This is a genomic window from Curtobacterium sp. NPDC092190 (genome assembly GCF_044755625.1).
In the GTDB taxonomy this organism is placed as follows: Bacteria; Actinomycetota; Actinomycetes; order Actinomycetales; family Microbacteriaceae; genus Curtobacterium.
In genome coordinates this window covers 206,570-220,681 of the sequence record NZ_JBIVRJ010000006.1, presented here as the reverse complement: position 1 = coordinate 220,681, position 14,112 = coordinate 206,570, and the positions used below count along the sequence as shown (strand labels likewise).

14 protein-coding genes and 1 tRNA gene are annotated in these 14,112 nt (G+C 72.8%); 6 read left to right on the top strand and 9 right to left on the bottom strand.

What is annotated here, in order from left to right:
- Positions 1-44: 44 nt before the first annotated feature.
- Positions 45-1,313: a phosphotransferase gene (locus ACIQFY_RS15100; RefSeq protein WP_400340768.1), complete on the bottom strand. Its 1,269-nt coding sequence runs from the start codon at positions 1,311-1,313 to the stop codon at positions 45-47.
- A gap of 117 nt (positions 1,314-1,430) precedes the next feature.
- Here ACIQFY_RS15100 and ACIQFY_RS15095 point away from each other — a divergent pair, with 117 nt between their 5' ends.
- The gene (locus ACIQFY_RS15095) at positions 1,431-3,281 is read left to right on the top strand and encodes a glycoside hydrolase family 2 protein (RefSeq protein WP_400340766.1); all 1,851 of its coding nucleotides are present in this window, start codon (positions 1,431-1,433) and stop codon (positions 3,279-3,281) included.
- 107 nt (positions 3,282-3,388) lie between these two features.
- Here ACIQFY_RS15095 and ACIQFY_RS15090 read toward each other — a convergent pair whose 3' ends face one another.
- Positions 3,389-4,240, bottom strand: a complete 852-nt coding sequence (locus ACIQFY_RS15090; protein WP_400340764.1) for an alpha/beta fold hydrolase — start codon at positions 4,238-4,240, stop codon at positions 3,389-3,391.
- Between the two features lie 121 nt (positions 4,241-4,361).
- Between ACIQFY_RS15090 and ACIQFY_RS15085 the strand changes: the two genes are divergently transcribed.
- The gene (locus tag ACIQFY_RS15085) at positions 4,362-5,597 is read left to right on the top strand and encodes a hypothetical protein (protein ID WP_400340763.1); all 1,236 of its coding nucleotides are present in this window, start codon (positions 4,362-4,364) and stop codon (positions 5,595-5,597) included.
- A 279-nt stretch (positions 5,598-5,876) separates the two neighbouring features.
- On the opposite strand, the gene ACIQFY_RS15080 is transcribed toward ACIQFY_RS15085, so the two are convergent.
- Complete coding sequence (locus tag ACIQFY_RS15080; RefSeq protein ID WP_326497149.1) at positions 5,877-6,938, bottom strand: amidase domain-containing protein; 1,062 nt, start codon at positions 6,936-6,938, stop codon at positions 5,877-5,879.
- Between the two features lie 74 nt (positions 6,939-7,012).
- Here ACIQFY_RS15080 and ACIQFY_RS15075 point away from each other — a divergent pair, with 74 nt between their 5' ends.
- Entirely contained in the window at positions 7,013-7,396 is a 384-nt protein-coding gene (locus ACIQFY_RS15075; protein ID WP_326497148.1) for a hypothetical protein, read from the top strand.
- A gap of 3 nt (positions 7,397-7,399) precedes the next feature.
- On the opposite strand, the gene ACIQFY_RS15070 is transcribed toward ACIQFY_RS15075, so the two are convergent.
- The 5 genes from ACIQFY_RS15070 to galU all read right to left on the bottom strand — a co-directional run bounded on the left by ACIQFY_RS15070 (position 7,400) and on the right by galU (position 11,466).
- On the bottom strand, positions 7,400-8,209 hold the full coding sequence (locus tag ACIQFY_RS15070) for a hypothetical protein (RefSeq protein ID WP_400340761.1): 810 nt from the start codon (positions 8,207-8,209) through the stop codon (positions 7,400-7,402).
- Positions 8,210-8,409: 200 nt separating this feature from the next.
- Positions 8,410-8,485, bottom strand: a tRNA-Ala gene (locus ACIQFY_RS15065).
- Between the two features lie 82 nt (positions 8,486-8,567).
- Positions 8,568-9,698, bottom strand: coding sequence for a hypothetical protein (locus ACIQFY_RS15060; protein ID WP_400340759.1), 1,131 nt, complete (start codon positions 9,696-9,698; stop codon positions 8,568-8,570).
- Positions 9,699-9,826: 128 nt separating this feature from the next.
- The gene (locus ACIQFY_RS15055) at positions 9,827-10,486 is read right to left on the bottom strand and encodes a GNAT family N-acetyltransferase (RefSeq protein WP_066656446.1); all 660 of its coding nucleotides are present in this window, start codon (positions 10,484-10,486) and stop codon (positions 9,827-9,829) included.
- An 89-nt stretch (positions 10,487-10,575) separates the two neighbouring features.
- Complete coding sequence (gene galU, locus ACIQFY_RS15050; RefSeq protein ID WP_066656448.1) at positions 10,576-11,466, bottom strand: UTP--glucose-1-phosphate uridylyltransferase GalU; 891 nt, start codon at positions 11,464-11,466, stop codon at positions 10,576-10,578.
- Between the two features lie 113 nt (positions 11,467-11,579).
- On the opposite strand from galU, the gene ACIQFY_RS15045 reads away from it, so the two are divergent.
- The 3 genes from ACIQFY_RS15045 to mscL are packed head-to-tail and all read left to right on the top strand — an operon-like array spanning position 11,580 to position 13,019.
- Positions 11,580-12,164 (top strand): 5-formyltetrahydrofolate cyclo-ligase, encoded by a 585-nt coding sequence (locus ACIQFY_RS15045; RefSeq protein WP_066656450.1) that lies wholly within the window; start codon positions 11,580-11,582, stop codon positions 12,162-12,164.
- A 1-nt stretch (position 12,165) separates the two neighbouring features.
- Positions 12,166-12,462, top strand: coding sequence for an FmdB family zinc ribbon protein (locus ACIQFY_RS15040; protein WP_251155753.1), 297 nt, complete (start codon positions 12,166-12,168; stop codon positions 12,460-12,462).
- 56 nt (positions 12,463-12,518) lie between these two features.
- Positions 12,519-13,019 carry a large conductance mechanosensitive channel protein MscL gene (gene mscL / locus ACIQFY_RS15035; RefSeq protein ID WP_066656454.1) on the top strand — a complete coding sequence of 167 codons (501 nt, stop codon included), beginning with the start codon at positions 12,519-12,521 and terminating at the stop codon, positions 13,017-13,019.
- Positions 13,020-13,156: 137 nt separating this feature from the next.
- Here the strand turns inward: mscL and ACIQFY_RS15030 are convergent, their stop codons facing one another.
- Positions 13,157-13,741 carry a CDP-alcohol phosphatidyltransferase family protein gene (locus ACIQFY_RS15030; protein WP_251155752.1) on the bottom strand — a complete coding sequence of 195 codons (585 nt, stop codon included), beginning with the start codon at positions 13,739-13,741 and terminating at the stop codon, positions 13,157-13,159.
- Between the last annotated feature and the right edge of the window lie 371 nt (positions 13,742-14,112).

Below are 14,112 nucleotides of genomic sequence, written 5' to 3'. Positions count from 1 at the left end.
CCGCGCCTCCCGTCCGTCAGCGGGTCACGCCGGGGGTCGGAGGATCAGGCCGCGCCGTCCGCCGCCAGCCGCGCGACCGCAGCCAGCGGGATGCCGGCCCAGTCGGGCCGGTTCCGCGTCTCGTAGACCACCTCGTACACGGCCTTGTCGAGCTCGAACGCGTCGAGCAGTGCGCGGTGGTCGGTCAGGTCGTCACCGGTCCCCCGGCGGTACCCGTCGAGGAACGCCTGCCGTGCCGCCTGCGCCCAGGCACCCGCGTCGACGAACTCGGCGTCGTGCGCGAGCGCGCCGGCGACGTAGTCGAAGGACCGGAGCATCCCGGCGACGTCGCGGAGCGTCGAGTCGGGCAGCGACCGCTCGGCGAGCGGGCGGAGCGGCTCGCCCTCGAAGTCGAGGAACACCCACCCGCGGGGCTCGGGCGCGGCGAGCACCTGCCCGAGGTGCAGGTCACCGTGGATGCGCTGCAGGTCCGGCCAGTGCGACGCGGCGGCACGGTCGTACACGGCACGGATCGCGTCGACGTGCGGCTCGACGGTCGGGGCCTCGCGCACGGCGGCGTCGAGCCGGCCGCGCATCGTCGCTGCCGCAGCGTCCCGTCGTGCATCGTCGGCGGGCTCGGTCGGCAGGGCGGTGGCGAGCGTGCGGTGCACCTCGGCGAGCGCCTCGCCGAGCGCGGCGGCCTGCTCGTCCCACGGGGTGCCGGTCCTGGCGTCGCGGAGGGCCACGCGCCAGGCGTCCTCGAGGCCGGGCAGGAACTCCTGGGCGAACGCGAGGTGTCCGGTGGCCGTGCCGTCGGGACGGCCGGGGTCGGGCCAGCTCGCCTGCTGGGCGCCGTACACGGTCGGCACGCGGGAGCTGCCCGCGGCGGAGAGTGCGAGCTGCGTGGTGACGTCGGGGTTGTCACCGTGGTGGAGCACCCGGAAGACCTTGGTGATGACCCGGTCACCGGACGCGGTGTCGCAGATGACCGAGGTGTTCGACTGCTCGCCGGACAGCACCCGGGACGCGGTGACCTCGCCGATCGGCCGGAGGCTCGAGGGGTCGGCGTCGATGCGCGCCGCGAGCTGCTGCACCCAGTCGGTGTCGGTGGTGGCGTCGACCGGGTCGACGGCTCCTCCGCCGGGGCCCGCGACGACCGGCACCTGGTAGAGGACGGGCCCGGTCGCGGCGTCGTCGAGGACCAACCGCGTGCCGTCGGTCTCGGCGATGGTGTGCAGCGCCGGGGTCCCACCCTTCGCGGCGTACCAGCGCTGGCGTGCGATCCAGCCCTCCAGCGTGCGGTCGTCGACGTGCTCGGGTGCCTCGGCGCTCATGCAGCGAACGGTACGCGCCGGTCCCGGGGCGCGCCCCGAGTCGTGGCGCACCGGTTGGCCCGCACCGGTTGGCACGCGCCGCTTTACAACGATGTACGGAGCGGCCAGCATGGGTGCATGACCTCGCTCGACGGCACCGTCGCCGCCCCATCGCACACGCTCCCTCGCGCCTCCGACCAGGACGGCTCGTACCCCCGACCGCAGATGCTGCGCGGCGCGTGGGCCGACCTCGACGGGACGTGGTCGTTCCGGAACACGGGCGACGACCCGACCTGGCGCTCCGGGTTCCCGGACGCCCGGGACATCACGGTGCCGTTCCCACCCGAGTCGCCGGCGTCGGGCATCGACGAGCCGGGGTTCCACCCCGTCGTCTGGTACGCCCGGACGATCACGCGCGCCGAGCTCGACGCCGCCGGGTACGGCGACGCGGCACCCCGGCTCCTGCTGCACTTCGGCGCCGTCGACCACCGCGCGCGGGTCTGGGTCGACGGGCAGTTCATCGGCGAGCACGAGGGCGGACACACCCCCTTCACGCTCGACGTGACCGAGGCGCTCGGCACCGAGCCGGACGCGACGCACACCCTGGTCGTCCGCGCCGAGGACGACCCCCACGACGTCACCCAGCCGCGCGGCAAGCAGGACTGGCACGAGCACCCGCACGCCATCTGGTACCGCCGCACGACCGGGATCTGGCAGACCGTCTGGCTCGAGGCCGTGCCGACCGCGTCGATCGGGGCCCTGCGCTGGACGAACGTCGACCACGCGACGGTGCGGCTGACCGTCCGGCTCGCCGGGGAGCGCCCCGCCGGCGCGCGGGTCCGCGTCGCGGCGCACTGGTCCGGGGGCGACGAGGACCTGGCGACCGTCGAGACGGTCGTGCCCGTGACCGCGCACGAGGTCGAGGTCGTCGTGCCCGTTGCCCGGCAGCAGAACGGTCAGGCCGAGGACGAGCTGGTGTGGTCCCCCGAGGCCCCGCGCCTGGTCGATGCGGTCGTCACGCTGCTGCCGGCCGAGGGCAGCGTGCCCCTGGACGCCGTGTCGTCGTACTTCGGCGTCCGCACCGTGGGCATCGACGGCGGCGCCTTCCTGCTGAACGGCCGCGCCTACGACGTCCGCAGTGTCCTCAACCAGGGCTACTGGCCGGAGTCGCACCTCGCAGCACCGTCACGGCAGGCCCTGCGCCGCGAGGTCGAGCTCATCAAGGAGCTCGGCTTCACCGCCGCGCGGAACCACCAGAAGATCGAGGACCCGCGGTTCCTGTACTGGGCGGACCGGCTGGGGCTGCTCGTCTGGGGTGAGGCACCCGGCGCGTACGCGTTCTCCCCGCTCGCCGTGCAGCGGCTCGTGCGGGAGTGGATGGACGCCGTCGAACGCGACGCCTCGCACCCGTCGATCGTCACCTGGGTGCCGGCGAACGAGAGCTGGGGCGTGCAGCACATCGCGACGGACCCGGCGCAGCAGGCCTACGCCCGATCACTCGCCGACGTCACCCGGGCGCTCGACCCCACCCGGCCGGTGGTCTCGAACGACGGCTGGGAGCACACGAACTCCGACATCGTCACCGTGCACGACTACGAGGGCGACGGCCCCCGGCTCGCCGCGACCTACACCGACGACGCCGCACGGACGGCACTGCTCGGTGGGCGCGGGCCCGCTGATCGTCGGATCCTGGTGGGCGGCGCGACGGACCAGGGGCAGCCGGTCATGCTGACGGAGTTCGGCGGCGTGGACTTCCAGCCCGGGGCGAAGCGCGAGGACGGGTGGGGCTACACCTCGGCCGTCGACGGCGACGACTGGGTGGCGCGGATCACGGCGCTCTACGACGGGGTCCGGGCGAGTTCGTTCCTGGCCGGGTCGTGCTGGACGCAGCTGACGGACACGATGCAGGAGACGAACGGCCTACTGAACGCCGACCGCACCCCGAAGGTCCCGATCGAGCGCATCCGCGCCGCGGTCACCGGGCGCTGAGGCCGCGGTCGGCACCCGGCGACCCGCGGAACGCAACGTGGGCGACCCCGCGCAGCGGTACACCGCTGCGAGGAACCGCCCACGTTGCGTCTTGCGGAGCGGGGAGGTCAGGACGCCAGGAAGCGCAGGACCGCCTCGTTCCACTCGTCCTTGTGCGAGGCGAGCACACCGTGCGGGCCACCCTCGATGACGTGCGTCTGCGCGTTCGGGATGGCCGCCGCGGTGCGCTGACCGGACGCCTCGAACGGCACGATCCCGTCCGAGTCGCCGTGGATGACGAGCGTCGGGACGTCCACCTTCGTCAGGTCGTCGCGGAAGTCCGTCGTCGCGAACGCCGCGGTGCAGTCGAGCGTGCCCTTCGGCGAGGCGAGCTCGGCGATCGCCAGGTCGTAGGCACGCTGGTCCTCGCTGACGAGCGGCTTCTTGAGCAGACCCGGCTCGCCGCCCGGCGTGTAGAACATGTCGACGAACTGGTGCAGGAACGCCGGACGGTCGCCCGTGATGCCCTTCGCGAACCAGTCGGCGAGGTCTTGGTCGACCGCGCCGTCCGCGTTGTCGTCCGACTTCCACAGGTACGGCGGCACCGCGCTGGCGAAGACGAGCTTCTTGATCTTCGCGGTGCCGTAGGTCGAGACGTAGCGCGCGAGCTCGCCGCCGCCCATCGAGAACCCGATGAGGGTGACGTTCGTCAGGTCGAGCTCGGTGATGAGCTTGTCGAGGTCCGCGGCGAACGTGTCGTAGTCGTAGCCGCCCCACGGCTGCGACGACTGCCCGAACCCGCGGCGGTCGTAGGCGATGACCCGGTGACCGGCCTCGACGAGTGCCGGGACCTGGCCCTCCCACGAGCGGCCGGACAGCGGCCAGCCGTGGATCAGGACGACCGGGTCGCCCGAGCCGAGGTCGTCGTAGTGGAGCTCGATGTCGTGGCCGTTCTCGGCGCCGACGGTGACGAAGGGCATGCTTCCTCCTGTTGGTGGTTTCCAGGGAACGTGCCCGATACAACGCCCGTCGCCCGGACGGATCCTGGAGGTGCGGTGACCGGACAGCAGGCGGCGGCTGCGGAGATGGGAGACTCGGGCGGTGACCGACCTGGCGGAGACGACCCGTGCCTCCCGGCCGGGGCTGCCGTCCCGCGTCCGTCGTCTGCTCACGGTCGGCCTGGAGGGACGGCACGGCGGGTGGACCGCTCCGCTCGTCGTGTGGCTGGCTTCCCGCGTGGTCAGCACCGTCCTGCTGCTCACGGTCTGGCTGCTCGCCACCGCGCACGGGTGGCGGTTCGCGTCGGTCCGACGCGAGGGGACGTTCACGGCGTTCCTCGGGTCGTGGGACGCGTCGTTCTACCGGACCATCGCCGAGCACGGCTACCCGACGACGCTGCCCACCGACGCGGCGGGTCACGTGCTGCCGAACCCGTGGGCCTTCCTGCCGGTGTTCCCGGCGCTCGCACGGTTCGTCCAGCCGCTCGTCGGCGGGTCCTTCTGGGCCGCAGGCGTGCTCGTCGCCACGCTCGCGGGCGCCGGCACGTGCATCGTGCTCTGGCGTCTCGTGCGCGCGGTGACCGACGACCGGCGGGCGACCCGGGCGACGGTGCTCTTCGCGTTCGCACCGACCGGGTTCCTGCTGCAGGTGGCGTACGCCGAGAGCACGTTCCTGCTGCTGCTCTTCGGCGCACTGCTCGCCCTGGTGCGCCGGCGGTACTGGCTCGTGCTGCCGCTCGGGCTCGTCGCGGCGTTCACGAAGCCGGGGGTGCTCGCGCTCGCGGTGGCCCTCGCGGTGCACCTGGTCGTGCGGGTCGTCCGGGAGCGCCGGGCGCTGCCGGTGCGGGATGCCGTGGCGATCGTCCTCGCGGGGCTCGGGGTCGCGGCGGCGGGGCTGGCGTGGCCCGTCGTGGCGACGGCGGCGACCGGACGGCCGGACGCGTACCTCGCGACCGAGCTGTCGTGGTGGGTCGGGTTCGTCGGCCGGCAGCACTTCGCGCCGCTCACGCCGTGGTTCACGATGGCCTCCACGTGGCTCGGCCCGCTCGGCGTCGTGCTCGTGGTCGTGGTCCTCGCCGGGGCGGTGTGGTCCTGGACCCGACCGGGCGTGCGGGCGCTCGGCGTCGACGTCGTGTCGTTCACCGCGGCGTACGCGCTGTACCTGGTGGCCGTGTTCCTGCCGCAGCAGAGCCTGCCGCGGCTGCTGATGCCGACGGCACCGCTGCTCGGGGCCGACGTGTGCACGGGAACGCGGCGACGGACGACCGTGTGGCTGGTCGTCGGCGTGTGCCTGCAGCCCGTCGCGATCGTGCTGCTCTGGTTCCTCGGGTACCCCTGAGCGTCGGCGCGGCGGGGCGCGGCGGGGCGCGGCGGCCGGGGCGCGGCGTCGCGTCGCGGCGGCCCGTCGGGACGCGGTGTCGGGTGCCGCCGCACAACGGCGAGCACCTCGCGCCACGTGATCACGTGGCGCGAGGTGCTCCCGGTTGTGCGCACAACCGGCGCCGGCGCAATGCGATCGGCCCGTGGGACCGGCGCCGGCGCAACGCGATCGGCCCGCGGGACCGGCGCCGGCAGGCACCGACGGGGCGGCAGGGCGGGTGACCGCGCCGTGACGCCGCTACGCGTCGAACGTGTGGAACCAGGCCGTGCCGCCGGGGTGCTGCACGGTGATCATCTCGTCCAGGTCGCGGTAGGGCCCGTCCTGGTTGTGGCTCGCCGACTTGATGCGGATCGTGCCGTCGGGCTCCGTGAACACCTCGGACACGATCGTCACGTGGTCGGGCGATCGGTTGTCGTTCCAGTCGTAGAACACGATGTCGCCGACCTTGACCTTGCTGCGCTCGTCGAGGGAGCGTCGCGTCAACCCGAAGGTCGCCGCGTTCGCCGTCATCCACGGGTCCATCGCCGGGCAGTACGTCCACGTGGCGCTGTGCTGCGCGCCGCCGGACCGGCTGTACCAATCGTCGCGCTGTTCCCACCCACGGGCGATCAGCGTCTGGCTGACGTAGTTCGCGCAGTCCCCGCCGATCGGGTTCATCGTGCCGTACTCGGCGAGGTTGTAGTCCGCCCAGTACCGCATCGCGTACTCGAGCTGCCGGTCGACGTCCGTCAGTGCCGCGTAGGCCACCGAGGTCGTCGCGACCGCGGTCGAGGCGTCCGGGACCGGCGCGGCCGTCGGGGTCGGCGTCGCGGTGGTCTGGTCCTGGGTGGCGCCGGCCTGCCCGTCGTTGGCGGCACTGCCGTTGCCGTCCGACGACCGGTTCGCCGACGGGCTCGGCTCGATCGCCGAGTTGAAGAGCGCGACGTCCGCCGACCCCGCCGTGTACATCGCCTGGTGCGGCGCCGTGAAGGTCACGGTCGTCGCCGAGGCCTGCACGTCCCGCGCCGCGACCCCGCCGACCGTGACCCCCTGCACCGCGGCGAGGCCGGTCCCCGTGACCGTCACCGTGACACCACCGGCGAGCGGCACCTGCGCCGGCTCGACCGCGGTCGCCGCGGGGCGGGCGCTCGACGAGCCGGAGGACGACGACCCGGGCGACGCGCCGCTCGGCCCGTCGCCGGCGCGGGTGGTCGCGCCCGACGACGCATCGTCGGCGCGGGAGCAGGCCGCGACGGCGACCCCGATGCCGGCGACGCCGGCGAGCGACAGCAGGGAACGGCGCGTGAACGAGGCAGTCATGACCCGACCAGGGTAGGCGACGGTACGGCAGGATCGCTGGCAGCACACCATCCACCGGAAGGATCGACCCGCACATGCCCGAGAGCCACGACTTCTTCGTCGCCGCCGACCCCGAGTCCACCCGCACGATCGTCCGTGACGCCCTCGTCCGCGAGGGCTACACGATCACCGACGGCGACCAGGGCGCGCTGCTGGGCACCCGCGGCAGCCTGGGCCTCACCCTGCTCGTCGGCGGGCTCCTGAACGACCGGACGTTCCACACCCGGCTCGACGTGCAGCTGATGGTCGCGCCCGACGGCCGGACCGTCGCACGACTGCTCCGCGGCTCGGGCCGGTCCGCGGTCAAGGGCGGCGCGCTCGGCGTGGCCCGCGGCAACCGGGCGTTCGAGCAGGCCGCGAACGCGATCCACACGTCGCTCGCGCAGGCCGGCGTCCTGACGGACAGCGTGCCGAGCTGAGCGTCAGGTGCAGGAGACGTCGCGGTCGATCGTCCCCGAGCCGTAGGCCGCCTCGATCTGCACCATCGCGATCTTCCCGCCGGACAGCGGCATGCTCGAGCACGCCTGGCGGGCCTTCGTGATGGTGCTCCTGCCGAGCGCGATCCAGTTCGACCGGCCGTACAGGATGCTGTCCTTGCCGACCGACCCGGCGATCGTCTTCCACTGGGACGGCGTGGAGTAGATCCCGATCGTCCGGACGCCGCCCGCCTTCAGCCCGGCGATCATGCCCTCGAGCGCTGCCCGGTTCTGCGAGGTCGCGGACTGGTGCGACAGGCCTTCCTCGACGTCGATCCACCACCGGTACGCCGCCGGGCGATCGATGCCCCGGATCGTGACGTCGTCGTAGCCGCGCGCGTACCCGTACATGAACGAGCACGCGAGGGTGAGCTGCGGCTTGCCGCCCTTCGTGCCACAGTTCCCGAAGCGGTTGGTGGGCGTCGTGCCCTGGTACGAGTTCGACTTCGGCCACACGGACGCCTGCAGCCCGGGGTTGGCGAACAGCACGTAGAGCTGCGTCTTCGGCTGCGTGGAACCCCCGACCGACGATGCTGCCCAGGCGAGCTGCTCGTCGAGGCACGGGTTCGTGGTGTTCCCGAGCGACCCGTTGACCCCGACGATCGCGAACGCCTGTCCGGTCGGCACCCGGCTGCCGCACTGCGGCCAGGAGACGTCCACTCCGGTCGGGCTCACCGCTGCGGAGGCGGTCGAGGTCGGACCCGCGAACGCGAGCGCTGCGGCGGCGACGACGACGGTCGCGACGGCCGTGAACAAGCGGCTGGTACGGATGATGACTCCCCCTGGTGAGACCCGGCGCTGGTCCCGCGCCCGGTGCGGACGGTCGGCAGTCTAGGTGGCGCGGCCGCGCGGCAACAGCCCCGGGACCCGGCTGTGGACCGTGCGACACAGTGTCCGGGCCGCAGGACGGGAGAACGACGAAGGGCCACCCGATCGGGTGGCCCTTCGCTGCTGCTTGGTGGAGCTAAGGGGATTCGAACCCCTGACCTTCTCATTGCGAACGAGACGCGCTACCAACTGCGCCATAGCCCCAAGTGCTCGACCACACTAGCACCACCGGGAGCGCGAACCGAAATCGGCCCGCAACGTCCGGGCGCGCCGCGCGCGGACGGTGTCAGACCGCGCGGCGCCGACGCATGACGGCGTCGAGGTCGGTCTGCCGGTACGCCTCGTCGTCGATGACCCCCATGCCGGCCCAGCGGCTCGGCGTCGCCGGCTGCTCGGGCTCGGCGGCGACGGGCTCGGCGGTAGGCGATCCGGCGGCAGGCGATCCGGCGGGGCGGGACGGCGCCGCCTCCCCGGCCGGGGCACGGAGCCCGAGTCGCTCCGCCAGACGGCCCTGGTCGTGGGCGGAGAGCGACGCGGCGGCCTCCTCGACGTCGGACCGCATCCGGGACACCCGCGCGAGCGTCGGGTCGGTCTCCCCCGCCCGGATGGCAGCTGCCTCGGCCTCGGCCTCGGCCTTCGCCTCGGCCACGCGCTCGCGCAGCCGGGCAGCGAGCTCGGCGGACGACTCCGGCGACGGCGCGGGCGCCGCGGGGCGCTCGACGTACAGGGGCTTCGGCACGCTGGCCGGCGTCCAGCTCCGGTCGCGCGTCGGCTCGGCGGGCTGCTCGGTGGACAGCGGCGGTGCCGGGTCCGTCCACGCGGTCGACGGCCGGGAGGCACGGGTCACCGCCGCAGCGCCCGCCGCGGCACGCGCCTTCCGCGCCTGGGCGACCTGGTGCAGCTGCGCCAGGACCGCCGCGGACCCACCGGCGGCGACGAGCCCGGCGACACCGACGAGCCAGGCGCCCGGGGCCGCGACGAAGACGACCGCCGCGACGAGGACGCCGAGCGTGCCGAAGAGGGTCGCACCGAGCCGGGAGCGACGCATCCGCATGGCCGTGAGTGCGGGGACGGACGACACCCGCTCGAGCTGGGGCTGCTGCTCCGCGAGGCGCCGGGTGATCTCACGCTGCCGCGCGGCCTCGTGCGCTCGGACGATCGCGGCCCGCTTCGCCTCCTCCGACCGGGCGACGCGCTGCGCCTCGGCCAGGGACTTCGCGTTCATCTCGACCCGGACCTCGTCGGGGAGCTCGGCGGTCTGCGCGAGGATGCGCAGCGTCTGCTGCAGCCGGATCGCGTTCCGCTCGGTGGCGAGGTACTGCCGACGAGCCGCCCACGACGGCATGAGGTAGACGACCCAGAGCACGGCCGCGATGAGCAGGACGATGCCGCCGCCCCAGGAGCCGATACCTGCCATGGGGACACGGTAGGGGTGCGCGTTCCCCGGACCGCCCATTGCCGGACGCGTGTTGCGCGAGTCGCGACCGAATCCGTGGGACGCGGGTCGCGCCTCCAGGCCGACGTGACAGGACGACGGGACGACCGTCAGATGCGCGGTCGGGTGTCGAGCGGGGTCGCCGCCTCCTCACGGGCGGAGGCCGGGACGCTGCCCGCCCCGTGCGGGACGCGACCGGCGACCCAGCGGTCGAGGACGCCCTCGCGCACCTCCTCCGCGACGAGGGCGAAGCAGAAGTGGTCGCGCCAGTCGCCGTTGATGTGGATGTACCGGCGGCGCAGGCCCTCGAACCGGAAGCCGAGCTTCTCGACGACCCGCAGGCTCGGCGCGTTCTCCGGACGGATGCAGATCTCGATGCGGTGGATGCCGACGACCCGGAAGCAGTGGTCGACCGCCATCGCGACCGCGATCGGCGTGACGTTGTGCCCGGCCGCCCCCTCGACGACCCAGTAGCCGATGGACGCACTGGCGAGCGAGCCGTAGGTGATGCCGGACACGTTGAGCTGGCCGACGAAGCGACCGTCGAGCTCCATCGCGAACGGCAGACCGAGCCCGGCGCGGGCGTTGGCCTGCAGTGCCCGGATGCTGCCGCGGACGTCGGTGGAGACGTGTCCGGAGGGGTTGGTGGCCTCCCACGTCCGCAGCCACGAGCGATTCGTGGCGAGGGCGACGTCGAGGTCACGGGTGTCGCGGAGCCGGAGGGGCCGGATCGTGACCCGCCCGTGGGACAGGGTCGGGATCGTCGTCATCGCTGTGGTTCCTCCGGTGCCCGGCGCTCGACCGGGTGGACGCACGAACGGGCCCGGGGCGGACCCCGGACCCGTTCGTGACGGGGTGGCTACTCTCCCGCGTTGAAGTCCTTCAGCCAGGCCTTGAGGTCGGGGCCGAGGTCGTCGCGGTCCGAGGCGAGCTGCACGATCGCCTTGATGTAGTCCAGCTTGTCACCGGTGTCGTACCGGCGTCCACGGAACACGACGCCGTACACGCCGCCGGTCCACTCCTCGGCGCCCGCCATCTTCATGAGCGCGTCGGTGAGCTGGATCTCGCCACCCTTGCCCGGCTCCTGCTTCTCGAGGACGTCGAAGACCTCGGGGCGGATGACGTAGCGACCGATGATGGCCAGGTTCGAGGGGGCTTCGCCCTGCGGGGGCTTCTCGACCAGGCCGGTGATCTTCACGACGTCGTCGGTGTCGGTCTCCTCGACCGTGGCGATGCCGTACATGTGGGTCTGCGACTCGGGGACCTCGAGCAGGGCGACGACCGTGGCGTTCTTCTCGCCCTGGACCTCGATCATGCGCTTGAGCAGCGGGTCGCGGGCGTCGATGATGTCGTCGCCGAGCAGCACGGCGAACGGCTCGCGGCCGACGTGCATCTTCGCGCGGAGCACGGCGTGGCCGAGGCCGAGCGGGTCGCCCTGACGGACGTAGTGCATGTCGGCGAGGTCGGTCGACTGGTTGACCTTCTGCAGCTTCTCGTGGTCGCCCTTCTTCTTGAGGGTCTCCTCGAGCTCGGCCACGTGGTCGAAGTGGTTCTCGAGCGCGTTCTTGTTGCGCCCGGTGATCATGAGCACGTCGGTCAGCCCGGCGCCCACGGCCTCCTCGACCACGTACTGGATCGCCGGCTTGTCGACGACCGGGAGCATCTCCTTCGGCATCGCCTTGGTCGCGGGGAGGAAGCGCGTGCCCAGGCCTGCGGCCGGGATCACCGCCTTCGAAATCTGGAAGCCCATGTCAGCGAACGTACCGGACGCCCACTGGGTCCCGGCATGGGCACTTCGGAGGACACGGCATCCCGCGCCCCACGGCGGGAAGCCGCAAACCCGCGCTCGGTAGACTCCCCGCCATGACCGCCGACCTCGGGAACGAGAAGCGCGCCCTGCGAGCCGAGCTCCGGCAGCGGCGGCGCACCCGGACCACGACGGAGCGCGACACCGACACGACCGCCCTGACGTCGACGCTGCAGCGCTTCGTGGAGGAACGGCAGCTGCGCTCGCTCGCGCTCTACCTGTCGGCGCCCGACGAGCCGGACGTCCGACCCTTCCTGCGCTGGGCGCAGGAGCACGGCGTCCGGGTGCTGCTCCCGATCACCCGCGAGGACGGCCTGCTGGACTGGGCAGTCGACGACGGGGTCTCCGAACACGAGGGCCTGCACGGCATGCCCGAGGTCGTCGGCGAGGTGCTCTCCCCGCTCGCGCTCGGGGACGTCGACGCGATCCTCACCCCGGCGGCGGCGGTCGGGCACGACGGATGCCGGATGGGCTGGGGCCGCGGCTACTACGACAAGACCCTCGGGTCGATGGCGAACCGGCCGCCCGTCTATGCTGTGATCTTCGACGCGGAGTACCTCGACGAGGTCCCGCGCGAGGCCCACGACGAACCCGTCGACGGCATCATCACGCCGTCGCGCATCATCACCTTCCGGAGCTAGGGTGCCCACCTACTCGTACCGCTGCACCGAGTGCGACAACGCCTTCGACGTCAAGCAGTCGTTCTCCGACGCCACCCTGACCGAGTGCCCCGTCTGCGGCGGTGCGCTGCGCAAGGTGTTCTCGCCGGTCGGCGTCACCTTCAACGGCGGCGGCTTCTACCGCACCGACTCGCGGTCGACGCCGAAGGCCGAGGGGTCGTCGGGGTCGTCCTCGTCGTCCTCGCCGTCGTCGAGCACGCCGGCGAAGGCGGAGCCGAAGAAGACCGAGTCGAAGCCGGCCGCGCCCAGCGCCTCCTGACGAGGGCTCGTCTCCGTCGGTACGGTGGGGTCTCCTCGACACGGAAGGAGGCTCACGTGAAGGGCTTCAAGGAGTTCCTGCTCCGCGGGAACGTCATCGACCTGGCCGTCGCGGTCGTCATCGGTGCGGCGTTCACCGCGATCGTCACCGCGATCGTGAACTCGCTCATCAACCCCCTGATCGGCGCGGTCTTCAACGCGTCGAGCCTGGACAAGGCACTCGTCGTGTCGATCCCCACCGTCTCCGGGGACTCGGCGGACATCCTGTTCGGCGCGATCATCGGCGCGGTCCTGAACTTCGTCATCGTCGCGGCGGTGGTGTACTTCGCCCTGGTCGTCCCGGTCAACCGGCTCAAGAAGCTCGCCTTCGAGCGGGTGAAGAACGACGAGCAGCAGACGCCGCAGGACGTCCCGCCGACCGACGTCGAGGTGCTGCTCGAGATCCGCGACCTGCTCCGCACGCAGAACGGCGACGCGGTGGCGTCGGGCGGCGGTGCGCACGTCGCCCCGTCGACCGCTCCCGAGGGACCGGGGATCAGCGGCTCGACGAAGCTCTAGCCGCGGGCGTCCCGAACCACGGAACCGACGTCGAACCAGCCTCCGGGGTCGGTTCGACGTCGGTTTCCTGGTTCGACGGGGCAGGACGGCGCGGGCCGGACGGCGCGGGCCGGACGCCCGCGCCGCGCGCGTCCGCGTCAGGCGGTGCGGGCCGTCGCGCGGTGCTTCGCGGCGAGGGCCCGGGCGTACTGCACACCGGCGACGACGTGGCCGATCGTGCCCGCCCAGACGAAGACGAGCGCGAGCACCCGGATCCAGTCGTGCTGCGATGCCCACGACGTCGACGAGAACAGCAGCAGTGGCAGACCGACGAAGAGCAGCGCGGATCGGACCTTGCCGGTCCACGTGACGTCGAGGTCCGGGTCGCCGCGGAACCACAGGCCGGACAGCAGCGCGAGCACCGCGTCCACGAGGACGATGATCGCGACGCTCGGCCACGGCAGCAGGCCGACGAGCACGAGCGACAGCACGATGGCGATGATCGCCAGGCGGTCGGCGATCGGGTCGAGCGCCTTCCCGAGCTTCGAGCCCTGGTCGAACCGACGCGCGATGAAGCCGTCCGCCCAGTCGCTGACACCGAGGACGACGAGCGTGACGAGCGCCCAGCCGGGGTGTCCGGCCACGACGAAGCCGATGAACACCGGGATGAGCAGGAAGCGCACCAGCGTGATCAGGTTCGGCCACGTCTGCCAGTCGGGTCGCCGTCGCGCGGTGTCAGTCATCGACCCCAGGCTACCCGTCACCAGTGTGGGGGCACGTCGCGCAGCAGCTGGGCGTCGTTCTCCCCGTCGCGGTGGCGGGCCGGTTCCGGCGGCGCGGCCGGGTCGTAGCCCGGCACCGGCGCGGTGGTGACGCGCCTGGTGCGGCGGGGCGTGCCTCCCGGCCGGTCGGTCGTGTCGGTGCCGGTTCCGCCACCGTCATCTGCGGAACGAACGGGAGGCTCGACCTCCGGCACGTCGTCGGCCCGCGTCCACGAGCCCACCAGCTGGTCCGTCCCCGCCGTCACCGGACCGGCCGCGCGGGACGCGCGCCGGGACCCGCTCACCGGCGAGCGGTGCCCGGAGCGGGCACGCGGGGATGCGTCTCCGACCGG